Origin of the sequence: Guyparkeria sp. SCN-R1 (assembly GCF_003932495.1) — a bacterium.
In the GTDB taxonomy this organism is placed as follows: Bacteria; Pseudomonadota; Gammaproteobacteria; order Halothiobacillales; family Halothiobacillaceae; genus Guyparkeria.
This window is the reverse complement of sequence record NZ_QZMT01000005.1, coordinates 104,202-128,402: the sequence shown is the minus strand read 5'-3', so window position 1 is coordinate 128,402 and position 24,201 is coordinate 104,202. Positions and strand designations below refer to the sequence as shown.

The 24,201-nt window shown below is 63.2% G+C and carries 27 protein-coding genes; 4 read left to right on the top strand and 23 right to left on the bottom strand.

All coding sequences use genetic code 11. The features are described 5' to 3' along the window. Window positions 1-13 precede the first annotated feature (13 nt). The 3 genes from D5687_RS04720 to D5687_RS04710 form a co-directional block, all read right to left on the bottom strand. Entirely contained in the window at window positions 14-649 is a 636-nt protein-coding gene (locus D5687_RS04720) for an exopolysaccharide biosynthesis protein (protein ID WP_158611754.1), read from the bottom strand. A 354-nt stretch (window positions 650-1,003) separates the two neighbouring features. Further along, window positions 1,004-1,219 carry a phage holin family protein gene (locus D5687_RS04715; protein WP_125198611.1) on the bottom strand — a complete coding sequence of 72 codons (216 nt, stop codon included), beginning with the start codon at window positions 1,217-1,219 and terminating at the stop codon, window positions 1,004-1,006. Between the two features lie 56 nt (window positions 1,220-1,275). After that, window positions 1,276-1,617 carry a YqjD family protein gene (locus tag D5687_RS04710; protein ID WP_125198610.1) on the bottom strand — a complete coding sequence of 114 codons (342 nt, stop codon included), beginning with the start codon at window positions 1,615-1,617 and terminating at the stop codon, window positions 1,276-1,278. Window positions 1,618-1,859: 242 nt separating this feature from the next. Here D5687_RS04710 and D5687_RS04705 point away from each other — a divergent pair, with 242 nt between their 5' ends. Then, window positions 1,860-2,519: a putative metalloprotease CJM1_0395 family protein gene (locus tag D5687_RS04705; RefSeq protein WP_125198609.1), complete on the top strand. Its 660-nt coding sequence runs from the start codon at window positions 1,860-1,862 to the stop codon at window positions 2,517-2,519. A gap of 75 nt (window positions 2,520-2,594) precedes the next feature. Here D5687_RS04705 and D5687_RS04700 read toward each other — a convergent pair whose 3' ends face one another. Together D5687_RS04700 and D5687_RS04695 are read right to left on the bottom strand one after the other, a co-directional pair. After that, window positions 2,595-4,058: an NAD-dependent succinate-semialdehyde dehydrogenase gene (locus D5687_RS04700; protein ID WP_125198608.1), complete on the bottom strand. Its 1,464-nt coding sequence runs from the start codon at window positions 4,056-4,058 to the stop codon at window positions 2,595-2,597. A 12-nt stretch (window positions 4,059-4,070) separates the two neighbouring features. Beyond that, on the bottom strand, window positions 4,071-5,111 hold the full coding sequence (locus D5687_RS04695) for an aldo/keto reductase (protein WP_125198607.1): 1,041 nt from the start codon (window positions 5,109-5,111) through the stop codon (window positions 4,071-4,073). A gap of 133 nt (window positions 5,112-5,244) precedes the next feature. Here D5687_RS04695 and D5687_RS04690 point away from each other — a divergent pair, with 133 nt between their 5' ends. Continuing rightward, complete coding sequence (locus tag D5687_RS04690) at window positions 5,245-5,796, top strand: hypothetical protein (RefSeq protein ID WP_125198606.1); 552 nt, start codon at window positions 5,245-5,247, stop codon at window positions 5,794-5,796. Window positions 5,797-5,879: 83 nt separating this feature from the next. Here the strand turns inward: D5687_RS04690 and alr are convergent, their stop codons facing one another. The 5 genes from alr to rpsF form a co-directional block, all read right to left on the bottom strand. Beyond that, the gene (gene alr / locus D5687_RS04685; protein ID WP_125198605.1) at window positions 5,880-6,974 is read right to left on the bottom strand and encodes an alanine racemase; all 1,095 of its coding nucleotides are present in this window, start codon (window positions 6,972-6,974) and stop codon (window positions 5,880-5,882) included. Continuing rightward, on the bottom strand, window positions 6,974-8,398 hold the full coding sequence (gene dnaB / locus D5687_RS04680; RefSeq protein WP_125198604.1) for a replicative DNA helicase: 1,425 nt from the start codon (window positions 8,396-8,398) through the stop codon (window positions 6,974-6,976). The genes alr and dnaB overlap by 1 nt, the downstream gene beginning before the upstream one ends. A gap of 276 nt (window positions 8,399-8,674) precedes the next feature. Continuing rightward, entirely contained in the window at window positions 8,675-9,130 is a 456-nt protein-coding gene (gene rplI, locus D5687_RS04675) for a 50S ribosomal protein L9 (RefSeq protein WP_125198603.1), read from the bottom strand. A 35-nt stretch (window positions 9,131-9,165) separates the two neighbouring features. Next, window positions 9,166-9,390 (bottom strand): 30S ribosomal protein S18, encoded by a 225-nt coding sequence (gene rpsR, locus D5687_RS04670; RefSeq protein ID WP_125198602.1) that lies wholly within the window; start codon window positions 9,388-9,390, stop codon window positions 9,166-9,168. 19 nt (window positions 9,391-9,409) lie between these two features. After that, window positions 9,410-9,820 (bottom strand): 30S ribosomal protein S6, encoded by a 411-nt coding sequence (rpsF, locus tag D5687_RS04665; RefSeq protein ID WP_125198601.1) that lies wholly within the window; start codon window positions 9,818-9,820, stop codon window positions 9,410-9,412. A gap of 157 nt (window positions 9,821-9,977) precedes the next feature. On the opposite strand from rpsF, the gene D5687_RS04660 reads away from it, so the two are divergent. Continuing rightward, on the top strand, window positions 9,978-10,673 hold the full coding sequence (locus D5687_RS04660) for a YoaK family protein (RefSeq protein WP_125198600.1): 696 nt from the start codon (window positions 9,978-9,980) through the stop codon (window positions 10,671-10,673). Here D5687_RS04660 and acpS read toward each other — a convergent pair. The 13 genes from acpS to rpoE all read right to left on the bottom strand — a co-directional run bounded on the left by acpS (window position 10,663) and on the right by rpoE (window position 22,196). Then, complete coding sequence (acpS, locus tag D5687_RS04655; protein WP_125198599.1) at window positions 10,663-11,037, bottom strand: holo-ACP synthase; 375 nt, start codon at window positions 11,035-11,037, stop codon at window positions 10,663-10,665. The genes D5687_RS04660 and acpS overlap by 11 nt on opposite strands. Window positions 11,038-11,054: 17 nt before the next feature. Beyond that, complete coding sequence (gene pdxJ / locus D5687_RS04650) at window positions 11,055-11,819, bottom strand: pyridoxine 5'-phosphate synthase (protein WP_125198598.1); 765 nt, start codon at window positions 11,817-11,819, stop codon at window positions 11,055-11,057. Window positions 11,820-11,893: 74 nt separating this feature from the next. Then, a complete protein-coding gene (locus D5687_RS04645; protein ID WP_125198597.1) occupies window positions 11,894-12,616 on the bottom strand; it encodes a DNA repair protein RecO in 723 nt (240 codons plus the stop codon). A 36-nt stretch (window positions 12,617-12,652) separates the two neighbouring features. Then, complete coding sequence (gene era / locus D5687_RS04640; RefSeq protein ID WP_125198596.1) at window positions 12,653-13,552, bottom strand: GTPase Era; 900 nt, start codon at window positions 13,550-13,552, stop codon at window positions 12,653-12,655. Beyond that, a complete protein-coding gene (gene rnc, locus D5687_RS04635; RefSeq protein ID WP_240031421.1) occupies window positions 13,549-14,292 on the bottom strand; it encodes a ribonuclease III in 744 nt (247 codons plus the stop codon). The genes era and rnc overlap by 4 nt, the downstream gene beginning before the upstream one ends. Then, window positions 14,279-14,695: a DUF4845 domain-containing protein gene (locus D5687_RS11415; protein ID WP_158611753.1), complete on the bottom strand. Its 417-nt coding sequence runs from the start codon at window positions 14,693-14,695 to the stop codon at window positions 14,279-14,281. Before D5687_RS11415 ends, rnc begins: the two co-directional genes overlap by 14 nt. Window positions 14,696-14,750: 55 nt before the next feature. Further along, window positions 14,751-15,590: a signal peptidase I gene (gene lepB, locus D5687_RS04625; RefSeq protein ID WP_125198593.1), complete on the bottom strand. Its 840-nt coding sequence runs from the start codon at window positions 15,588-15,590 to the stop codon at window positions 14,751-14,753. Window positions 15,591-15,633: 43 nt separating this feature from the next. Continuing rightward, window positions 15,634-17,445 (bottom strand): translation elongation factor 4, encoded by a 1,812-nt coding sequence (lepA, locus tag D5687_RS04620; protein ID WP_125198592.1) that lies wholly within the window; start codon window positions 17,443-17,445, stop codon window positions 15,634-15,636. Window positions 17,446-17,650: 205 nt separating this feature from the next. Then, entirely contained in the window at window positions 17,651-19,204 is a 1,554-nt protein-coding gene (locus D5687_RS04615) for a trypsin-like peptidase domain-containing protein (protein WP_158611752.1), read from the bottom strand. Between the two features lie 53 nt (window positions 19,205-19,257). Next, window positions 19,258-19,761, bottom strand: coding sequence for a SoxR reducing system RseC family protein (locus D5687_RS04610; RefSeq protein WP_125198590.1), 504 nt, complete (start codon window positions 19,759-19,761; stop codon window positions 19,258-19,260). Beyond that, a complete protein-coding gene (locus D5687_RS04605; protein ID WP_125198589.1) occupies window positions 19,761-20,888 on the bottom strand; it encodes a MucB/RseB C-terminal domain-containing protein in 1,128 nt (375 codons plus the stop codon). Before D5687_RS04605 ends, D5687_RS04610 begins: the two co-directional genes overlap by 1 nt. A gap of 10 nt (window positions 20,889-20,898) precedes the next feature. After that, on the bottom strand, window positions 20,899-21,588 hold the full coding sequence (locus D5687_RS04600; protein WP_125198588.1) for a hypothetical protein: 690 nt from the start codon (window positions 21,586-21,588) through the stop codon (window positions 20,899-20,901). Window positions 21,589-21,605: 17 nt separating this feature from the next. After that, window positions 21,606-22,196, bottom strand: a complete 591-nt coding sequence (gene rpoE, locus D5687_RS04595) for an RNA polymerase sigma factor RpoE (RefSeq protein WP_125198587.1) — start codon at window positions 22,194-22,196, stop codon at window positions 21,606-21,608. A gap of 264 nt (window positions 22,197-22,460) precedes the next feature. Between rpoE and nadB the strand changes: the two genes are divergently transcribed. Further along, window positions 22,461-24,131 (top strand): L-aspartate oxidase, encoded by a 1,671-nt coding sequence (gene nadB, locus D5687_RS04590; RefSeq protein ID WP_125198586.1) that lies wholly within the window; start codon window positions 22,461-22,463, stop codon window positions 24,129-24,131. Window positions 24,132-24,201: the final 70 nt, after the last annotated feature.

Here is a 24,201-nt window from a genome sequence, read left to right as displayed (position 1 = left end):
CCGAACGACCGTCTCATAACGCCACAAGTCCCGTAACAGCCAACGCGCTAACCGTCAGCAAATAAACCACGCCAAGAACGACGAACAGGCCATCGACGGCGACCAGCGCCAGACCGAACGTGACCAAAGCAAGTCCCGCCGCCGTCACAGAGAATGGCACCAACTCCATTACCGGCATGACGAGCCCCAACAACAGACAGACGCCAGCGACAACCATCGCACCGCTGTCAGAGGCGAGCATGGTTAATCGCGGTCGCAGCCACCAATCGATGAATCGCGCTGGCCGATCAAGCCAACGAAGTGCAGTCCTGAGGCGGTCACTGGAGATGTGTCGATTGAGCAGCCAACGAGGTAAACAAAAAGACTCCCGCCCCCACAGCATTTGCAAGGATATGAGCGCGAGGCCGATCCCCGACACCGTCGCCAAGCCCGGCACGCCACTCAGGGGCGAGACTAGTATCACGCCGATCAAGAGAAGGACCGGGCCGAACGAACGGGTCCCTAGTGCATCCATGATCGTGGCGAGATAGACCTCGTCACGGACGGACGCCACCTCGGCGATCCGCTGCAGCAGATCTCCCAGGTTGCGCGGTGTTTCGTCAAGTGCCAGTTCCTGGCCCGGCAGCGGTCGGTCTTCGTTCTGCGGCATCACCGCTCCCCCGTGAACGTGGTTACCGCAAACTAAGACCACTCCCGAGCAGGCGGGTTCGCAACATACGCCAAGCAAAACGAGAAATCGCGCCGTGCGTCGCACCATCCAGCCAACCGTAGGCCGTGCCCGCGGCCACGGCCAGCCCCAGTGTTCGCCACGGGTGATGCTGCACGCCGGCCGCAACCGGTAGCCAAAGCATCTCGGCGTCGCTTTGCAGGCGTCGACTGCTGTCTTGCAGGGCCAGCTTGGCCCAGTGCAAGTCCTCTGAGGCTGAGAGGTCGCGCCGAGTAACCGCGTCAGGCTCGAGGTGGTGCAAACGCGCGCGCTGCTCGAGCCGCCGGGCGCCGGTTGTCACCGTAACCATCGGTAGGCCCAGATACCCAACACGGCTGCTATCAGCAGGCTCACGGAGGCAATCACCGCAAAACCACCGGCCGCCCCCCAAAACGGGGCAACCCAATGGTAGATCGCGGCGAGCACCAACCCGATGGCAACCACCGCCAACAGGCCAACGACGCCCAGCATCACGACAGCGGCCGCGACGCGGCCGACTTGTCGGCGGAGCACCCGCCCCTCAGCCTCGACCAGATTGGTCAGGGCGAGGACGTAATCGGTCAGCGCTTTCAGTGTCGGCCTCCGTCGATCAGCTTGGCGATGACAAACCCGACGCCGAAAGCGGCAACCACCGAGGTCAACGGGTGGCGACCGACCAGTTGCTCGGCCTCCTCAACGCGCTTATCGCCGTACTGCCGCGCATGCTCGTAACCGCGGTTCAGGGTGTCCAGGCCTTCATCGAAGGCGTCCTTGACCTCGTCGCGTGCTCTGCCGGCGCCATGCCGCACACGGGACTCACCCTGCTCCTTGACGGCCTTGAGCAGGTCGCCCATGTCGCCACGCAGTTTCGCCAGATCGGCCTTGACCGCTTCCAGTTCGGCGTTGCTGTCTTTCTGTGGTGCCTGTGCCATGTCGCGAATCCTCTTGATAATAAAGTCCAACTCTCCGTTAGAGAGTAGTCGTCGGTTTGGGCGAATCCAAGCCGGGCTCACCTGGACCCATCTGGGGGACAACGGCAGCAGCACGGGGTTCCATTAACTCGGGCCCAATCGTTATACCGGGCACCATCGCTGCCTTCGTGCCCACCAGCCATTGCAGATCGTGCGGGAAGAAGATATAACCTATTGTTCTCAATGGATCCCCGCCCTCGCCCATGACGCCGATCGCCGCCTCATTGCCCAGCCTGCCGCCTGCCCCGCCGTTCGTGCCGGGCGGGTCGGCTGGCGCGACACCAAGCGGCACCGGGCCAGCCGACAAACCGCAAGGGTCGTCGGCAAGCACCGAAACACCCTCGATTGCCGGGCGCGAGCGCGAGGCGGGACGGCCGCAACGCTCGCCCGCGGCGACCGACGCGGCCTCGATCGAGGAGCAACGCATGCTGACGGACCTCAAGGCGCGTGATCGCGAGGTGCGTGCCCATGAGAGTGCGCATCGTGCGGCCGGTGGCGACCTTGTGCGCGGTGGCTCCTACGATTACCAACAGGGACCGGACGGTAAACGCTACGCGGTTGGCGGCGACGTCCAGATCGATACCACGCCCGTCCCGGACGATCCGCGAGCAACCGCGGAGAAGATGTCGCAGGTGATCCGCGCGGCCCTGGCCCCGGCCGAACCGTCACCTACCGATCTCGCCGTGGCCGCGCAGGCAACGGCCGAACGTAACCGTGCCCAAGCCGAGTCACGCACTGACACCGGCGCCGAAGGCAACGAGGACCGCTCATCCGCAACCAGCGAGTCCAGCGACGCGGCCACCGCCTATCGCCGCACCGCCGAGCAAGCAGTGCCCGGCTCAAACCTCAATGCGGTGGCCTGAGCCAGCCCGCCATTTGATCCGAACGCGGCCGGCCTGTCTCGCTGCCGATGCGATCGCGCACCGGCCTCAACGGCCTCATCCCATCAACAAGTACTTGGTCTCCAGGTACTCGTCCAATCCCTCGGTGGCGCCCTCGCGACCCAGGCCCGACGCCTTGACCCCGCCGAAGGGCGCGGCGGCGTTAGACACCAGCCCCGTGTTGATCCCGATCATGCCTGCCTCGATCGACTCGGCTACCCGCCAGACCCGATGCACGTTCTCGCTGTAGAAATAGGCTGCCAGGCCGAAAGGCGTATCGTTCGCCATCTCGATCGCCTCCGACTCGTCTGTGAAGCGTGACACGGCAACCAGTGGGCCGAAGGTTTCCTCCCGCATGACCAGCATCGACTGGCGGATTTCCGTCAGCAGGGTCGGTAACACGTAATTCTCGCCGCGGGGATCACGCCGGCCGCCGCTAACCAGCGTGGCACCCTGCGCCGTCGCATCCTCGACCTGCGCCAGCACCTTGTCGGCGGCTGCCTTGTCGATCAGCGGGGTCACGTCGGAATCGGGATTCATGCCGTCACCCAACTGCAGCCCCTCGATGCGGTCCTTGAGCCGGCCAACGAACGCGTCGTATACCCCGTCCTGGACGTAGAAACGGTTGACGCAGACACAGGTCTGGCCGGTGTTCCGGAATTTGGCGGCAATCGCGCCATCCACGGCGGCGTCGAGGTCGGCATCGTCGAAGACGAGCAACGGTGCATTGCCCCCCAGTTCCAGGGAAATCTTCTGCACGTTCCCGGCCGCCTGGCGCATCAGGGCGCTGCCGACCTCGGTGGAACCGGTGAACGAAATCTTGCGCACGATCGGGTTGGCCGTCATTTCGGTGGCAATCTCGCTGGCCGAACCGGTCAGCACGTTGAACACCCCGGCCGGCACCCCCGCCTGTTCCGAGAGCACTGCCAACGCCAGGGCGGAAAACGGCGTGGCGCTGGCCGGCTTGACTATGATCGGACAACCGGCCGCGAGAGCCGCGGCGGCCTTGCGGGTGATCATCGAGGAAGGAAAATTCCATGGCGTGATCGCCGCACAGACGCCGATCGGCTGTCGCATCACCACGATCTGTTGCCCCGCCTTGGCGGGCGGAATGGTTCGCCCATACGCACGCCGGGCCTCCTCTGCGAACCACTTGAGAAACGAGGCCGCGTAGCGGATCTCGCCGGCCGACTCGGCCAACGGCTTGCCCTGCTCGATCGTCATGATCCGCGCCAGCGCCTGTTCATGCTCCAGCATCAGCTCGTACCAGCGGTACAGAATCGCGCCACGCGCCTCGGCGGTCTGCTCCCGCCAGGCCGGCCAGGCCCGGTTGGCCGCCTCGACCGCCTGCCGGGTGTGCTCGCCTCCCAGCCGGGGGACCGTGCCAATCTGCGCCCCGTTGGCAGGGTTGGTAACCGCCTGTCGTTCCGTATTCTCGGGTGCAATCCATTGCCCGTCGATAAAGCATGCCTCGCGGAACAACGGATCACCGGCAAGCGATGCAATCAGATCGTCGCTCATGGTCGTCTCCCTTCAGACCGTGGGGTTCGGGTAGCGGGCGTCGATCGCATCGATCGCGTCGAGCAGTTCCGACGAGAGTGACACATCCGCCGCGGCGATGTTTTCCTCCAGCTGGCGCAGCGTGGTGGCACCGATAATGGTGGCAGCCACCTCGGGGCGCCGCAGGGTGAAGGCGATCGCCATCTGCGCCGGAGACAGACCGTGTTCCCGAGCCAGATCGACGTAGGTGCGCGTGGCAGCGGCGGCATTGGGCTTTTCGTAACGCTGGCCGAAATCCGGGAATCGCGTGATTCGCCCCGGGGAAGAGGGATCGTCCAGGTACTTGCCTGTCAGGTGACCGAAGGCCAGCGGACTGTAGGGCAACAGCGCCACATCGAGTTCGTTGCAGACCTCGGCCAGGCCACCGGTTTCGAACGTCCGGTTCATCAGGTGGTAGGCATTCTGTACCGAGGTGACGACCGGCAAGCCATGCCGGCGTGCGGCCTCGACGAAGGCCATCACGCCATAGGGCGTCTCGTTCGACAATCCCAGGTAACGGACCTTGCCGGCCTCGACCTGCTCGCCGAGCGCCCGCAACTGGGCATCGATCGATTCGCTCTCCCAACGTTCGTCGGGATCGTAATAGACCTGGCCAAACTTGGGGACGTACCGATCCGGCCAATGAATCTGGTAGAGATCGACGTAGTCGGTCTGCAATCGTTGCAGACTGTCATCGATGGCCTGCCCAACCTGCTCTCGCGTCACGCGCGGGCCGCCGCGGACATGATTGAGACTTGCACGCCCTGCCCCGGTAATCTTGGTGGCGATGATCAGTTCGTCACGCCGCTGCTTGCGCAGCCACGAACCGACGTACGCTTCCGTCCGCCCCTGTGTCTCCGCACGCGGAGGCACCGGGTACATTTCGGCGGTGTCGATGAAGTTGATCCCGGAGGCGACCGCGTGGTCGAGTTGTTCGTGTGCCTCGGCCTCCGTGTTCTGCTCGCCAAAGGTCATGGTGCCGAGGCAGATCTCGCTCACCTTGAGGCCACTGTTGCCCAGTCGTCGGTATTCCATCGTTACTCCAAGCGCTTTAGTCTGTGATGCCGCTCCGGGTGAGCGGTCGCGTGTTGCAAGACATGTCTTCAAGCCCGGCTCATTGGGCCCAGCCAATGCAGCCACACGAATACAGCCCAGTAGAGTAGCCGAGATGACAGACGTTTCCAGTCAGGTCGCCGCCGCACACCTCGAGTTGATCGAGGCCGTGAGCAGCGCACTAACCCTGCCCGAGGCCACGCCGACGGCGGGCACAGCCGCGATGCTGGCAATCGATCAGTACCGAGAGGATGGATGGAACGCTTTGGCCGAGGCGCTCAAGAGACGCCTGGCCGGACGCACGGTCGACGAGTCAACGCTCGATGACGAAGACCGCATGATCCTGGCCGCGATCGACCGGGCCACGGATGAGCCCCGGTGGTTGCACCGCGTCGCTGAACAGGCCGAAGTCGAAGCCGCCGAACAGATTGCCGCCCTGATCCTCGCCGCCACCTGGGGGGAGCGCGACGCCCTGGCGGCCTTGAACGAGATGCGCGAAGCGGCTCGGGCGGCCGGCATTCAGGGCTCGACGGCGCATGCCTTCGTTGCCATCGTGGAAGGCGAACGACGGCTTGACGCACTCATCGAGAGCCACGAGAACGCCCAGGCGGGATTGGTCGAACGCACCCTGGTTGCACTGACCCAACGTGAACAGGGCCAGGGCTGAAGCCGGGAAAGGGAATGGCCAACCGGCCCCATCCGTCTTCCCCGCCGCGGCCGCGTACGCGCGGCCGACCCAGCCGGCGATAACTAGTCCAGAATCGTTGCCTCGGATCGCAACTGTCCGCTGACCTGGCACATCAACTCGTAGCTGATGGTGCCGGCGGCCTGCGCCACCTGGTCGATCGGCAATCCGCTTCCCCAGCACTCCACCTCGTCACCCACCTGCGCCTCGATACCACGCAGATCCACCGTGACCAGGTCCATCGAGACCCGTCCGATCACCTGGCTGCGCTGGCCATTGACCAGGATCGGCGTGCCATACGGTGCATGCCGCGGATAGCCATCTCCATACCCGACCGACGCCAGTCCCACCGGCATCGTCTCCGGGGCCACAAAACGCCCCCCATAGCCAACGGGCTCGCCGCGCGGGACCTGGCGCACGGCCACCAGAACCGTCTTGAGGGTCATGGCGGCCTGCAGACGATACTGGGCCGCCTCGCCGAAAATGAACGGGTTGCCGCCATAAAGCATGATGCCCGGGCGCACCCAGTCGCCACCCGCCGTGCTCGCACCCAGCAGTGCTGCGGAATTGCACAGGCTCGTCTCACCCGACCAGTCTCGGGCAAGGGCACGAAACGTCTCGATTTGCTCGTCGGTGGCCGAACCATTCGGCTCGTCGGCCCGAGCGAAATGAGTCATCAGGCCGATCGTTCCCCCGACCGCCGGACTGACCGACAACCGATCGCGGGCCGGTTGCACCTGCTCGGGCATCAACCCCTCACGATGCATCCCGGTGTCCACCTTGATCCACGCTCGAATGCGTCCGGCCGGCAAAGACGGGGCGTGGCTTTCCAAGAGATCGAGTTGCGCTATCTCGTGAAAAACCAAATCAAGCGAACGGGCTGCCGCCGCTTCCAGTTCCTCAGTGGTCAGCGCGCCCTGAAGGACCAAAATCCGTTCGGACAGCCCCGCTTCCCGCAGCGCAATGCCCTCCCCCGGCGTCGCCACGGCCAGCCCGTCGGTCTCGGCCTTAGAGAACGCCCGCGCGGCCGTGAGAAGCCCGTGGCCGTAACCGTCGGCCTTGACCGCGGCGAAGATCGACCGCGTGCCGGCGGCTTCCCGGGCCACATTGAGGTTGTGTCGCATCGCCCGGGTATCGATCAGCAATCGCGCGCGCCGCATCACCGGTAGGCTTCCGGAACGCTCTCGGGGCTGATGAAGTCCTCGAACCGGGTATTCTGACCGCGGAAGGTCATCGGCACCGTGCCCACCGGGCCGTTACGTTGCTTGCCGATGATGATCTCGGCCATGCCCTTCTTCTCGGTATCCGGCTCGTAGACCTCTTCCCGGTAGATGAACATGATGATGTCGGCGTCCTGCTCGATCGCGCCCGATTCACGCAAATCCGACATCACCGGGCGCTTGTTGGGTCGTTGTTCAAGCGAGCGGTTTAGCTGCGAGAGCGCGATGACGGGCACATTCAGTTCCTTGGCCACCGCCTTGAGCGAGCGCGAGATCTCCGAGATCTCGGTGGTCCGGTTTTCCTTGGAGCCCGGCACCTGCATCAACTGGAGGTAGTCGACCACGATCAGGCCAAGATCCTCTTCCCGCGCAAGGCGCCGGGCGCGTGACCGCAGATCGGAGGGCGAAAGCGCCGGGGTGTCGTCGATGAAGATCTTGGTCTGGCTCAGCTGGCCCACCGCCCCGGAAATCCGATGCCAGTCACTGTCTTCCAGACGACCGGTACGCACCTTGGTCTGATCGATCCGGCCCAGCGACGACAGCATCCGCACGGCAAGCTGGTCGCCCGGCATTTCCATGGAGAAGACGGCAACGGCCTTCTTGCTGTACAAGGCCACGTTCTCGGCGATGTTCATCGAGAAGGTTGTTTTTCCCATCGAGGGGCGCCCGGCGACGATCACCAGATCCCCCTTGCCCAACCCGGTGGTCATGTCGTCGAGGTCGCTGAAACCGGTACTAAGCCCAGTCACCTCGCCCTTGTTTTCGTAAAGCTCGGCGATGCGGTCCATGGCCACGGTCAACAGATCCGTGATGCTCTGAAAGCCGCGCCGGGTCCGCGACCCTTCGTCGGCAATGGCAAAGATCTGCTTTTCCGCCAGTTCCAGCACGTCGTAAGCGGTCTGCCCTTCGGTCTGGTAACTCTTGCGGGAGATCTCGGTACCGACCTCGATCAACTGGCGCAGTAGCGAGTGCTCACGGATGATCTCGGCATAGGCGGCAATATTGGCTGCACTGGGAACCGAATCGACCAGGGCCGCCAGGTAATCGTTCCCGCCGATGTCCTCAAGTTTTTCCAGCGTCTTGAGGCGCTCGGAAACCACCATCGCGTCGAAGGGTTGGCTGCGTTCGGCCAACTCTCCGATCACCTGGAATATCAACCGATGGTCGTGGAAATAGAAATCCGGGGCTGCGAGCTTGTCACCCACCTGCTCGAAGGCGAGCGGATCGAGCATCAGCCCACCGAGCACGGCCTGCTCGGCCTCCTGGGAATGCGGTGGCACCCGCAAGGCCAACGGTGAGCCCACCGTGGAATTCGCGCTGCGACGGGGTTTGGGCTTGTCGGAATCGTAGTCCGGGAGTGACATGTATCTCGTGTACCAGAGGGTGTGACGGCGCAAGGGGACATCCGACCACGGTCGTCATGGCGGCCGGTTGGGACTCCCCCGATGGAAGGGTCGATGATACGCCCTGCGTCCGACGTTGACCACGCGGATCGAGGCCGGTTCCCTGATCCCAAAGCGGCACATTTTCTCTTTGCTGTGGGCAAAAGAAAGGCCCGCGCCTCAATGAGGGCGGGCCTTGCCGTACTGTCGGCGGCGCTCTCACGGGCGCCAGGCGACCGTGAGGACCGATCGACCGGATTACTGCTCCGGAACGACCACGACGTTGATTTCGACGTCGACTTCCGAGTGCAGGTGGAGCTGAATCGGGAACTCACCCAGCGCGCGCAGGGCACCTTCCGGCATCCGCACTTCACGCTTCTCCATCTCGACACCGAATGCTTCGTTGACCGCGTCAGCGATTTCATCGGTACCAACCGAGCCGAACAGCTTGCCCTCAGCGCCGGCCTTGACCGGGATGGTGACGCTGGCTTCTTCACCAATCTTGGCGGCACGGGCCTGGGCCGCAGCCAGCTCATCGGCGGCCTTCTTCTCGAGCTCGGCGCGGCGCGCTTCGAACTCTTCCATGTTGGCCTTGGTGGCCGGCTTGGCCTTGCCGTACGGGATCAGGAAATTACGGGCGTAACCCGGGCGGACGCGGACCACGTCGCCCAGCGAGCCGAGGTTCTCGACCTTACTCAACAGAATTACTTGCATGGATATTGACTCCTAGACGCTCGGGACGGACGCGATCAGTGACGGTCGGTGTACGACAGCAGGGCCAGGAAGCGCGCACGCTTGATGGCGGTCTGCAGCTGACGCTGATAACGGGCGTTGGTACCGGTCACACGGCTCGGCACGATCTTGCCGGTTTCGGTGACGTACTGACGCAGGGTGTCAATGTCCTTGTAGTCGATGTGCTTCACGCCCTCGGCGGTGAAACGGCAAAAACGCTTGCGACGGAAAAAACGGGCCATGGATCAAACCTCTTGAAACTTATTCGCTGGAGTCGTCGGACTTCTTGTCGTCGTCACGACGCTCTTCGCGCTTGTTGTCATCGTCACGACGGCGCGGACGGCGCTCGGCCTCGCGCTCCTGCATCATCGGGGAGGCTTCGGTGTAGGCCTCGTCGCAACGGATGGTCATGTGGCGCAGAACGGCGTCGTTGAACTTGAACGCTTCCTCGAGCTCGGCCAGGGCTTCCTGGTCGGTCTCGACGTTCAGCATGACGTAGTGCGCCTTGACCAGTTTCTTGATCGGGTAGGCCAGTTGACGGCGACCCCAGTCCTCAAGGCGATGGACCGTGCCCTGCGCAGCTTCGATGATGCCGCGGTAGCGCTCGATCATGGCCGGGACCTGGTCGCTCTGGTCCGGATGGACCATGAAGACGATTTCGTAATGACGCATGGATCAAAACTCCTGTGGATTGAAGGCAGCCTGCCGCATGCGGAACGGTCAGGCAGGAGAAACAAGCGGCGAATTCTACGGCCATTCAACCGCCACATCAAGGGCTATCATCTGATTATCCTCGACGCCTCGTCCCCTTCATGAGACAGCAACCGACATGCCCTACCCACCCCGCGCGACGGACGGATCCACCCCAGCGAAGGCATTCCTCATCGCCTTCGTGATGGCCGGCCTTGCCGGTCACATAAACAGCGTCATGCTGATGGCCTTCGGCCTGCCGGTCAGCCAGATGACCGGCACGGCTTCCCACCTGAGTGAAGGAATGGCGCTGGCCGACCCGATGGTGATGTTCACCGCCGTGATCATCCTGTCCGGATTCATCGGTGGGGCCACCCTATCGGGGCTAATGATCGGACGAAGGCCATTCCCGGAAAGCTCACGGTATGCCTGGGCCCTCGGGCTGGAATCGTTGCTCCTGGCGACCGCCGTCATCGGCGTCGTTCTCGGTCAAGCCATCGCCGCCCTGGCGGCAGCCGCGATTGCCTGTGGCCTGCAGAACGCATTGGTGGCCAGTTACCGAGGCCTGCTGATACGCACCACTCACGTCACCGGTATCGCCACCGATCTCGGCGTGTACCTGGCACGGCTGATCCGTCGACGGACCTGGTCATGGCAAGGATGGCTTTTGCTAACGCTACTCGGCGGTTATGTCACTGGCGGGAGCGTGGCGGTGTTCGCTCAGGGGCCGCTGGGGACCACCAATAACCTGCTCATTCCAACCGCCGCCACCGCCACGATCGCCGTTTTTGACACCCTGTATCAACGCCAGCGGCGAAAGGCCATCAACCACTGATCACGACAAAGGCAAGTGCGTAGGCACGTTCGTCGCTGACCGACAAGTCGACCGACAACCCGCCCATCCGTTCGAAACGGTCACGTGCCTTGCCGTCGAGCAAAACGCTCGGGCGACCGTACTCGTCATGCCCGGTCTGGATATCGACCAAGCGCAAGCCATCCCGAAACCCAGTGCCCAGGGCCTTGGCGACGGCCTCCTTGGTCGCAAAGCGCTTGGCGATCCACGGGGCTGCGTTGCGTTCCGGCACCCGTTCACGCTCCGCCGGACCGAGGACACGTTCCACCAGCCGCGTGCCGTGGCGGCCGAGTGCCGCCTCGATACGAGCGATCTCAACCAGGTCGGTGCCGATCCCCAGAATCATGTCCGGCCCAATCCGTGTCAGCCTGCGGGACGACCGAAGCGGGCCGCGTGCATCAGCGTCTTCATCTCGCGCACGGCCGCCGGCAAGCCGGAAAACACCGACTGGGCGATGATGGCGTGGCCGATATTGAGCTCTTCGATCTGCTCGATCGCCGCGATCGCCGCTACGTTGTGATAATGCAGACCGTGGCCGGCATTGACTGCCAGGCCGACGTCGGCAGCATCACGGGCGCATTGGCGGATCAGTTCAAGCTGCTCGGCGACGGCGTGATCATCGGTCGCATCGGCGTAATGACCAGTGTGAATCTCGATCACCGGCGCCTCGCAGGCCACGGCCGCGTCGATCTGTCGCGGGTCCGCATCGACGAACAGAGACACGCGAATGCCGGCCTCGCCCATCCGGTCACAGGCCGCGTGGATGCGGTCGATCTGACCGGCCACGTCCAGGCCACCTTCGGTAGTGAGTTCCTCGCGCCGCTCGGGTACCAGGCAGACGTCGTGCGGGCGAAGCAGGCAGGCGAGCTCGATCATCTCGTCGGTTGCCGCCATCTCGAGGTTCATGCGGGTCTGCAGCAGGTCGCGCAGGGTTGCCACGTCGCGATCCTGGATGTGTCGACGATCCTCGCGCAGGTGCAGGGTAATGCTGTCGGCCCCCGACTGCTCCGCGAGCAAGGCGGCATGCACCGGATCGGGATAGCGCGTCCCGCGCGCCTGGCGCAGGGTCGCGACGTGATCGATATTCAGACCGAGCAAGGGATATTGGGCGGTGACGCGATTGGTCATGGTCTTCGATTTCCGGAGTTCGTGTGAGCGTTGAGCGGGTCGAGCCTGGCTAGCATTTATCTTGGTGGAACAGTCTAGGGCCTGAGAGTATCGCCTGCATCGGGCCCCCGAGCCGAATCCCTGGCACTTGGCCACAGCCTACGCGACAGAAAGGGCGCGGAGCCGACATGCGGCGCCAGCAGGCCCTGCATCAGGTCCCGCGCCCGGCGCCGGTCATCGGCCTCGGCCAGCGCCTCGTCACGGGCAATCGCACGCAGCAGGCGGCCCGAGACGGCATTCGCCCCGTTGCCAGGCACAATACCGCCCTGCAGGCCGACGCGATATTGCCGTTCCGGCTCGATCGGTAGGCCGTTGGCCGCCTGCTCCCAGTCAAGACCGGCGCCGAGGTGTTCCAGCAAGCGACGCTCGAACCGACGCACCACCACGGAAACCGGCATTTCAGGCGAATCGAGCATGGCCAGGCTTTTCCAGTAGTCGAGGAAGAGGCCCGGCATCGCCTCTTCCGGACGCAGTGCCCGAAGGATGAGCTCATGCAGGTAGAAGGCCGCTGCCAACGATTGGCCATGCAGGAAACGCAGCCTCTCGACCGGCTCGGCACCGGTCAGTATTGGCCAGCCCCCTCGCCCGGCCGTCTCCACCTCGAGACAGACGAAATTGGGCGGCCGCTGACTGCCGCGTTTCTTGACCCGACGCCCCCCATTCTGGCGCATGCGCACCCAGCCGCGGGTGTCGGTCAACCAGTCGAGCAGTAGGCCGTTTTCCTTGAACGGTCGCGCGTGGAGCAGAAAGCCGCGCATGGCGTCACCCGCCCTTGCCAACGGGCCCGGTCGGCCTCATTCGGGCAGCTGGTACCCGAGCGCGGCCACGGAGCGTTCATCGTCCGCCCAGTCGTCGGCCACCTTGACCCAGAGATCGAGCATCACGCGCTTGTCGAGCAGGTGCTCGATCGCTTCGCGCGCCTGTTGCCCCACGATCTTCAGGCGGGAGCCACGATTGCCAATCACGATGCCCTTCTGACCGGCGCGCGCCACATAGATGACCGCCCCGATGGTGACCAGGCGATCGGTCTCCTCGAAACGCTCGATCATCACGGTGGTCTGGTAGGGCAACTCGTCGTGCAGGGAGCGGGCCAGTTTCTCGCGGATGATCTCCGCGGTCATGAAGCGTACCGGCGCGGTCGTCACCTGGTCCTCGTCGTAACCGATCGGCCCTTCGGGCAGGTACGAGAACACCAGGTCCAGCAGGCCGTCGAGGCCACGCTGGCGTCGGGCACTCATCGGATAGACCTCGGCGAAATCGCCCTTGTCGCCGATCCTGGCCAGAAACGGCAGCAGTTCGGTCTTGTCGTTGACCAGGTCGACCTTGTTGACCACCAGCACCACCGGCGCCTCGACATGCGAGAGCAGACGGAGCACGGCCTCGTCCTCGGCACCGAACTGCCCCGCCTGGACCATGAACAGGATCAGGTCGACGCCCTCGAGCGCGCTACGCGCCGTGCGATTGAGTTGACGATTAAGAGCATCCCGGCCGCCCTCGTGGAGCCCCGGCGTGTCTATCAGCACAATCTGGCCGCGCGGCTCGGTGATAATGCCGGTGATCCGATGACGGGTTGTCTGCGGCTTGGGCGCGGTGATCGAGACCTTTTGCCCCACCAGTCGGTTGACCAGGGTGGACTTACCAACATTGGGGCGACCGACGATCGCCACGTGACCAAAACGGGGCGATGAAGTCATGTCTGGCTCTCCGATGGGGCGTTGTTGTCGTGACGCTCTTGGAGCGTCTTGAGCATCCGGCGTGCGGCCGTCTGTTCGGCACGACGACGCGACGATCCACTTGCGCGGGTCGCGAACGGATCATCACGGAAATTGACCCGACAGGCGACTTCAAAAGTCTGCTTGTGGGCCTGACCGGTCTGTTCGATCACCTCGTATTCGGGTAATGGCTGCCGGTCGCGTTGCAGGTATTCCTGCAATTGTGTCTTGGCATCCTTGAGCTGCTGCGCGTCCGGCAGCGAGGTCAACTCATCCTGGAACAGCGACTGGACCCAGTCGTGGGCCGGTGTGAATCCTTGGTCGAGGTACAACGCCCCAATGATTGCTTCAAGCGCGTCGGCGAGGATCGAATCCCGGCGATGACCACCACTCTTCAACTCTCCCGATCCCATGACCAGGTAGTCCCCCAAACCGATGCGGCGTGCGACCTGAGCCAGGGTCTCCTCGCGCACCACCGAGGCACGCAGACGAGAAAGCGCCCCCTCGGTTGCTTCCGGCTTGTGGCGGTAGAGGTAGTCCGAGATGGCGAGATTGAGGATCGAATCGCCCAGGAATTCCAGGCGTTCGTTGTTCAGCTTCCCGGACGAGCGATGACGCAGCGCCTGCCCGAGCAGGTCGGCATTATCGAAAGACAACCCCAGCGATTGCGCCAGGGCGTCGGGATCACGGATAAGGGGATTGGAGCTTTTAGTTACTGACACGGGTCTGATGTTTGAACTCGGCGACGAGCGAGAGATTGCCGAACAGGGTGGCACGCCCGTCGTAGTTGTAGGTGACGCTGTAACCGCCCGTGACCGGTCGAATCTCGAATTCCTTCGAGTCGAAGCGATCATCAACTTCGTTGATGTCCAGCTGCTTGTCGATCGTGCGGCGGATCTCCGCCGGACTGCCCGCGGACGCTTCCTCGAGACCCTTGAAGATGCTGGTCAACTTCTGGTCGGCGATGTAAAGCGGCACGACCTGCATCACGACCAGGGCGGCGAAACCCAGCACGATCGCGGCGATGATCAACCCCACCAGCGACATGCCGCCTTGACGAGTGGCGCCAGCGGCTCGGCCGTTCAGCTGCCCACGGAATTGTCCCTTCGAAACGCTGTTGTCCATTTCCTTCATCCTCGTCTTGCCCGCCGGTACGAACGGGGCATTCCCTCTTTGAACGTCAATCGGCATCAACGGTGTCGATCGAGCGACCGATGCGCCCGGTGTCGAAACCACCGTCCTGCCAGTTCCAGTGCAGCCAGATCATAACCGCTTTGCCCACCAGATTCGATTCGGGCACGGTGCCCCAGAAGCGGCTGTCGTTGCTGTGATTGCGGTTGTCACCCATGACGAAATACTCCCCTTCCGGCACGGTCCACTCCGCCGCACCCAGGCGACGGTCGGTATCCATCAGGATTTGGTGCGGACCGCCGTCCGGCAGGGTCTCGATTGCGGTGGTCAGGCCCGCATGCTTGAGATTGGCGTCACCGTCGTATCGCCCGGTTGTCTCCAATGACACTTCCTCGCCGTTGATCCACAATCGCTGATCATCGACCCGGACCGAATCCCCGGGCAAACCGACGATGCGCTTGATGTAATCGACCTCGGGCTGCTCGGGATAACGGAAAACGGCGACATCGCCCCGCTCAGGCTCGCCAATCGGCAACACCTTGGTGTTGACCACCGGCAGGCGCAGGCCGTAGGTGAACTTGTTGACCAGGATGAAATCACCCACCAGCAAGGTGGGCATCATCGATCCCGACGGGATACGGAACGGCTCGAACAGGAACGAGCGGATTACCAGCACTGCCAGCAGGATCGGAAAGAACGACTTGGCGTAGTCGACCAGCAGTGGCTCGTGATCCTTGGCCGCCCCGCCGTCGATACCCGCCTCGGCACCCAGTTGTTCCGCCTCGGAAGACAACCGGGCACGACGCCGGGGCCGGAAGACCAATCGATCGATCAGCCAGATCAGACCACTGACGAAGGTGGCCACCACCAAGAGAAGTTCAAAATCCACGACGTGCTCCGCGTTGGGTCAATCGGGTCGCTCGTGGCGACAATCAGTTCTTGTTGTCCATCTGCAAGACGGCGAGGAACGCCTCCTGGGGCACCTCGACCTTGCCGATGTTCTTCATCCGCTTCTTGCCGGCCTTCTGCTTTTCGATCAGCTTCTTCTTGCGCGAGACATCACCGCCGTAGCACTTGGCCAACACGTTCTTGCGCAGCGCCTTGACGTTGGTCCGCGCGATGATCTTGCCGCCGATAGCCGCCTGCAGTGCCACCTCGAACATCTGCTGCGGGATGAGCTCCTTGAGCTTCTCCACCAGCTCGCGGCCCCGCTGCTCGGCCTTGTCGCGGTGGACGATCAGCGAGAGCGAATCGACCGCCTCACCGTTGATCAGGATGTCCATCTTGACCAGGCGCGCCGCCTCGAAACGGTCCAGATGGTAATCAAAGGAGGCATAGCCGCGCGAAACCGACTTCAGGCGATCGAAGAAGTCGAGCACCACCTCGGCCATCGGTAGATCGAAGATCAGAGTGACCTGATTGCCGGAATACAGCATGTTCTTCTGCACGCCGCGCTTTTCCATGCACAGGTTGAGTACCGGTCCAACATAGTCCTGCGGGCAGAGAATGTGCGCCTCGATGATCGGCTCGCGGATCTCGTTGATTAGCGTCGGTTCCGGCAACTGCGAGGGATTGTGGATCTGGTAGGTCGTTCCGTCCTTTTCCTCGATCTCGAAGATGACCGTCGGCGCAGTGGTGATCAGATCGATGTCGTACTCACGTTCGAGCCGCTCCTGGATGATCTCCATGTGCAGAAGCCCCAGAAAGCCGCAGCGGAAACCGAATCCTAGCGCGGTCGAGACTTCCGGCTCGAAATGCAACGCCGCGTCGTTCAGGCGCAGCTTGCGCAGTGCCTCGCGCAGGTCGTCGTAGTGATCGGCCTCCACCGGGTACAGCCCCGAGAATACCCGCGGCTGCATCTCCTTGAAGCCCGGCAGCGGGCCGTCGGCCGGATTCTCGGCGTCGGTCAGGGTGTCCCCCACCTTGGCCGAATCGATATCCTTGATACCCGCGATGACGAAGCCTACCTCGCCGGCGAATAGCCCGTCGCGGGCCAGCGTCTTGGGGGTGAACACGCCCGTCTTGTCGACGGTGAATACGTCGCCCGTGCCCATGGCCTTGATCTTCGCCTTGGGCCGGATCGCCCCGTCGATGACGCGCACCAACGCGACCACGCCGACGTAGTTGTCAAACCACGAATCCACGATCAGCGCCTTGAGCGGGCCGTCCTCGTTGCCTTCTGGCGGCGGGATCTGCTCGATCAGGCGCTCGACCACCTCGTCGACGCCCTCGCCCGTCTTGGCCGAGCAGGTCACGGCGTTCTGTGCCTCGATGCCGATGATGTCTTCGATCTCGGCCTTGACCCGATCGGGTTCGGCGGCCGGCAAGTCAATCTTGTTGAGCACCGGCACGACTTCAAGTCCAAGGTCGATCGCTGTGTAACAGTTGGCGACCGACTGGGCCTCGACGCCCTGCGAGGCATCCACCACCAGCAATGCCCCTTCACAGGCAGCAAGCGAACGCGACACCTCGTAGGAGAAGTCCACGTGCCCGGGCGTGTCGATGAAGTTCAGACGATAGGTCTCACCGTCGCGGGAGTGATAGTCCAGCGAGACGCTCTGCGCCTTGATGGTGATACCGCGCTCGCGCTCGATGTCCATGGAATCGAGCACCTGCGCGCTCATCTCGCGCTCTTCCAGGCCTTCACAGCGCTGGATGATGCGATCGGCCAGGGTCGACTTGCCGTGGTCAATGTGCGCAATGATCGAGAAATTGCGAATCCGGGAGAGTCGCTCGGACGCCATAGAGGTTTAACTTTCGGTTCGTGGGAAAGCCCCGCGGGCAACGAAAACGCGCCGCGAGAAGAGCCGCACAGTATATAGGGCGAGGGATCGGGCTGCACGAATCCGGCGCCACCCTGGCCTAACTGAATGCCTCTTGCGCCGGGCAGATGCACCAGGCGCGGAGGGGTGCCGGATTCGCGTAGGCCCTTCCCCGGAGCCCGCAGAGTCAGTGCGACTGATGCGGGTTGCCGGAAAAGGCGGGCATGAAGAAACGTTGTTTGCCATCACGTTCGACCAGGAACAGCACGAGATCGTTGCCCTTACCGCTGCGGTTGTGCGCGATGCGAGCGATCTCTCGATACGCCTCGGACAGCGTCCCCACGGGCTGGCGATCGATCGAGATCAACCGATCCCCCGGCATCAGTCCGGCGAGGGACGCGGGTCCCTTCGGATCAAGCTCACCGATACGCACCCCGCCTTCTTCCAGTGGCCGCAGGATCATGCCGAGGGTCTCGATCACGACCAGTTCCGGCTCTTCCGAAGACTCCGGGATGGTGGTATCCGACTGCGCCTCCTCCGGTTCGGGAAGCGAGGCCAACGTGATCTCCACATCACGCGTCTCCCCGTCGCTCCAAACCTCCAGGGATGCCTCGGAACCCGGCGGCAACGACCCCAACGCTTCGGTCAGGTCCGCGCCATCTTTGATAGGAATGCCATTGACCGCGAGGATGATGTCCCCTGCCACAATCGACGAGTCAGCCGCCGGCGAGCCCTCGACGATACGCACCACCTCGGCGCCACGAGCCTCATCAAGGCCCAGGCGGTCGGCAAGCTGACGATTAACACCGCGCACCTCGACGCCGACGTAACCCCGCTTGACCTCACCGTTCTGTTTTATCTGACGGATCACGTCGACGACGTAGTTGATCGGGATGGCGAACGAGATGCCGTTGAAGGCGCCGGATTCGGTGAATATCTGGGCATTGATGCCGACCACCTGCCCACTCGTGTTGAATAGCGGACCGCCCGAATTACCCGGATTGATGGCGACATCGCTTTGAATGAAGGGCACATAGGGCTGGTTTGCTTGACCGGGAAGATGCCGACCCAGCCCACTAATGACCCCGGCGGTCACGGTCTGGTCGAACCCGTAGGGCGAACCGATAGCCAGCGCCCATTGTCCAGGGCGCACCGCATCCGAATCGCCGAGCGAGACCGCCGGCAGGCTATCGGCCTCCACCTTGAGCAGCGCGATATCGCCAATACCGTCAACACCCACCACGTCGGCAACCAGCTCGCGACCATCGCTCAAGCGCACGAACACCTTGTTTGCCCCATCAATCACATGGGCGTTGGTGACGACGTGGCCATCTTCGCTGAGGATAAAGCCCGACCCATCGTTTTCCTGTGGCAACAAAGGTCCGGGCAACTCATCCGCGCGCTCCCCAAACAGGCCGCGCATCCAGTCGTGACGGCTGTCACCGCCCTCCCCCTGTTCAGACAAGGAAGGCAGGCTGCTGACGCTGGTGATGTTAACGACAGACGAGGCATTGGCCTCCACCAACTCGGTGAAGTCCGGCAAGCCAGTCACCTGCTCGGGTGGGCGCTGATCCTCGGGATCCGTGCAACCCGTCATCCACAGCGGCGATAACAGAACGAGCGTGAGTACCCGCGGGAACCTCGTAAGGCGCGGAAAGATCATTCGGAGTGAATGCATCGGGAAACGACCGGGGAAACGTGAAAGACGGGAACTCGGGGCCGCGCGGCGGCAATGCCGCATGCTAAGCCACATGGCGAATGCGAAAGCTTACTCCGAATAAGCGCCAAGGAAAATCAATCCGTTACGACGCCTTTTTTCGGTGACTCATCCGCCTGCCGAAGCGTGATTTCGTGCAGCACGGGGAAGAATGCCCCGGAGCGGGCCTGACGTTGTTGGCGGCCACGCACGAACAGCAAGGCGCCGGCCAATCCGGTAATTGCGCCCAGAACCGTCAACCCTTCCCGCGCAAAAAGCATCTCTGCCACCAGTGCGCCCACGAGGAGGCCGACAAGCGGAGCGAGATAGAGCCACAACGATGCCGTCAGCACCGCTCGTTGCGATAGCGCGATCACCACGTGGTCGCCCACCGACAATGCTTCTTCTGTCGGCAAATAGAGCCGATGACGGGGCAAACGAAACAGCCGTTGGAACACACTGACGCCACAGCCACGACCTTCGCGGCAATTGGCGCAGCCGCTCTGGCCTTCCGACTCGAGCCAGGCGCCACCAGCCTCCACGGCGACAACCCGTGCCGCCTCGAGCACAGGCTGGTCAATCGCCGCCCGTTCCTGATCCATTATTCACCCGAGCCGGGCTCGACGTGTTCCATACCCGCCGAGGCCACGTCACGCACCGTGTTTTCGACCAGGGATTCGACAGTTGCCGAGGGCACGTCGCCCATGGCGGTAATGCGCACGTTGTCGACACTGCGCGCGGCCATCGTCATGCCCTGGTCGGTACGTGTCACCTGTTGCGCGGCGTCGCTATCGCGTTTCTCCACGAAAACGGAAGCCGTTGCCAACCCATCGGTGATCACCATGTGCTCGAAGTACTGGCCAGTCACCGGGTTACGCCGCCAACTACGCGAGCTTATTGTGTAGCCGGTCGGCAACGGATCAACAACCCAGCCACTCTGGCGGATGGGTGCCTGCTCTACCGGCTCGCCACCCAGCTCGATCTGCTCGAAATCTTCCTCGAGACCCGCGAGCAGTTGATCCTGGAACGTCAGTTCCACCGAGTCCAACGATTCGACCTGCGTGAACTGGTTATGCTCGATCGGACGACCGCGCTCATCGTAGATGCTCATGCGGAGCAGCAATGGCTCCTGGTCGCCAATGCAGAGCTTGTAGCCGTATCGATAATCATCGCGCGGCACGACGGCCATCATGTTGCAGGTCATTCCGGCCACGCGACTGCCACCCAGATCGATCAAGCGGTAATCGTCCTCGAGTTCATCGATGGATTCGAAACGCTCGCCGGAAAGTCGGCTGTTGATGTTGGGATAGTCACCCAACATCACCTGACGGCGCTCCGGCCACAAACAGGCGCATCGTTCGCCCAGTCGGCGGATCTCCCGGACTTCACCGTTCTCGGCAACCAGCAGTTCGACACGCTTGCCATCAATCTGGCGGTGCACCACTCGCATCAGGTCGATCTGGTCGCCACGGACGTGAATGAACCGCCCCCCGTAGGTGCGGCTGGCCATGGCCTCAACCATCGATCGCACACGGTCACGCAGGGTTTCCGTGTCGGTTTGGCCGGCGCCCTCCGCCGGGGTTTCCAGGCTGCTGACCCCTTCCTGCTCGGCGGGAAGGGCCTTGAGCAGTGGTTCCGCCCTGACGGGCGCACAGCAGAAGGCCACCCCCGCCAAAGCGAGAGTGGCCAACGAGAATGGCTTGCGAAAAGGCAACCGCAATGCTTGCATCACGCCTCGCTTACTTCCGGTCAAAGGTCGTGGCCCGCGCCTCGGGGCCGGTGGTGCCGAATTCGGGCGACGCCATACGGTAATGGGTCACCACGTAGGGGTCCGGACCGGCCCCGCTACGCCCCGTCGCCCAATCGGGAAGCTTGGAGCCGTTACTCGGCGCCGTGGAAACTTGAACAACACCACTTTGCTGAGCCTTGGCCGCAAGCGCTGCCGGCGAGGCATCCTCAGGCAATTGTTGCGCGTTGAGTGACGCCATGACGGCACGATCGTTATCCGTCTCGCCCTCGGCCTGCATGGGTGTCTCTACGTCAACTGCCGAGCGCTCCCCGGTTGACAGGGTCAAGCCAACGGCTGTCACCGCGGCGAACAGCGAGGCTGCCATGGCCCCCTGCCAGACTCGGCGAGACTGCCAGTTGCGAGCGGTGGACAACGAGACAACCTTGCCGCCGCCAGGACGTTCGGCATCCGGAATCTCGTCGAGCCGGGCGTTGATCGAATCAAGCAGATCACGCGTGACCAGCGGCTCGCCGCGCAACCGGCTACCGATCAGATCGTAGTCGCGGGTATGCGAGCGAACGCCGTCGACATCGGCCAACAGCGCGTCGATTTCTCGCTCGCCCGCCTGCCATTCATCGTCCCACCAGTCGGAAACGGTGTCCCGAAGGGTTGTTGGATCGTTTGCTTGCCGTTGTTTCATCACAGTTGCCACCTAAATTAACCGCCTTTGAACGGCTCAATCGACTGTTCAGTGGCTTCACGGGCGCGGAAAATCCTCGACCGTACCGTCCCGATCGGGCAGTCCATGACCGCCGCGATCTCGTCGTAACTGAGCCCTTCCATCTCTCGCAGCGTCAAGGCCGTGCGTAGGTCCTCGGGCAGTTCGGAGATAGCCCGATCAATGGCCCCCTTGAGTTCCTCGGTCGCTGCGAGCGCGTCCGGCGTTCCGCCATCACGCAACGCTTCGGGCTCCATCATTGGTTCGTCTGACTCGTCCGATCCGCCGGAGTTCAACGAAACCATGTAACCGCCCCTCGCATCCGAGGCAAGCTGGTTCTTGGCGGTGTTGACGGCAATGCGATAGATCCAAGTGTAGAACGCGCTGTCCCCCCGAAAACGCTCCAGTGCCCGATAGGCCTTTATGAAGGTTTCCTGAGACAGATCAAATACTTGTTCGGGATCGCGAATGTAACGCGCGATCAGACGCTGCACGCGATGTTGATATTTCAGGACCAGGAGATCGAAGGCTCGCCGGTCGCCCTTGCGGGCGCGGGCCACTAGGGCCTTGTCGTTCTCCTCGGCGCTCATTTTCGTATCCGGTCCTACCTTGCGTACAAATCGTTAATTTAAGAGAGGTGAAGTTGCGGCATTTCGGGCGACACGGTTGGGTTGGTTTGTCAGCCAACCTCGGTCGCCTTCAAGACCCCGCGTCTGATCAGGCAATGCCCGCCCCCGCCCGAGGCGCCTAAGCACGTATACTCGCCGGGCGGTATTGTACCGAAAAACCACGCTTGAGACATATACCGCAGGCCGTATCCGCGTGGCCCACGGAAAGAGGACTCGTAAGCCTTCATGAGCGATCAGAACGACAGCAGCACCCTTCAGAGCGACATCCTGATCATTGGTTCGGGAGCGGCCGGCCTGGCCATGGCCCTGCGGCTCCCTGAGAACCTGCGGGTGCTGGTGCTCAGCAAGGCTGAATTGGTCGGGGGAAGCACACCCTGGGCACAGGGCGGAATCGCCGCGGCCCTTGGTGGCCCCCAGGACATCGATCAACACATCGAGGACACCATAAAGGCCGGCGCAGGCCTGCCCGAGCGCGAGGTGGTCGAACGGGTGGTACGTGCCGGCCCGGAACAGATCGAGTGGCTCAAGTCACTGGATATGCCCTTCAGTCACGATCACGATGACTCAGAACGCCTCCACCTGACACGCGAGGGCGGCCACAGCCAGCGCCGCGTCGCCCATGCCGCTGATCACACCGGCCGCTCCCTGATGGAAACGCTGGTCAGCGCCGTCCGCGCACGCAAGAATGTCACCGTACTCGAGCACCACAACGCCGTCGACCTGATCACCGCTCGTCGGCTGGGCGAGACACGAGACGCCTGCCTGGGCGCCTACGTACTCGACATCAAAAATGATCGGGTGATCACAGTGCGGGCTCGGCATACGGCCCTCGCCACGGGCGGTGCCGCCAAGGCGTACCTGTTCACCACCAATCCCGACGGCGCCACCGGCGACGGCATCGCGATGGGGTGGCGTGCCGGCTGCCGGGTCTCGAACATGGAATTCATCCAGTTCCACCCCACCTGCCTGTACGAGCCGCGCGCCAAATCCTTCCTGATCAGCGAGGCGGTGCGCGGTGAAGGCGGCGTGCTGTTGCGACCGGACGGCACTCGATTCATGCCCGAGCACCACCCCGACGCCGAACTGGCGCCGCGTGACATCGTCGCTCGGGCCATCGATGCCGAGATCAAGCGGCTGGGCATCGATTGCGTTTACCTGGACATCAGCTTCAAGGGACGCGAGTTCATCGAGACCCACTTCCCGATGATCCACGCCCGCTGCCTAGAGTTCGGCTACGACATGACCCGCGAGCCGCTGCCAGTCGTCCCGGCCGCCCACTACACCTGTGGCGGGGTGATGGTCGACAAACACGGGCGCACCGACATCGAGAACCTCTACGCCATCGGCGAAACCGCCCATACCGGCCTGCACGGGGCCAATCGACTGGCCAGCAACTCGCTGCTTGAATGCCTCGTCTTCGCCCAAGCTGCCGCTGAACGCATCGCCGAAGCCCCGGAAGCGGCCGTTCGCGAGCACCCGACCATCCCCGCCTGGGACGAAAGCCAGGTCACCGATCCGGACGAGGCCGTGGTGGTCACCCACAACTGGGACGAACTGCGGCGCAGCATGTGGAGCTATGTCGGGATCGTGCGCACCACCAAACGCCTGTACCGCGCCCGGGACCGCATCAACCTCCTGCGCCGCGAGATACACGACTACTACGCGCATTTCCGTGTCAGCAACAATCTGATCGAACTGCGCAACCTGGTGGAAGTCGCCGACCTGATCGTCCGCTCAGCACTAACGCGCCACGAAAGCCGTGGACTGCATTTCAGCAAGGATTTCCCGCAAACCAACCCTCGGGCCGAGCACTTCAACACCGTGCTAGTCCCACCTCCGGCACGCCCCTACCCAAGCGTCCGCGATCGTCACCACGGCACACCGCTGCAAGGCTGAAGCACACCCTCCTACAAAAAAAGCCAGGCGCATGCCTGGCTTTCGTGTTTCCGGTCGGGCTCGTCCCGAC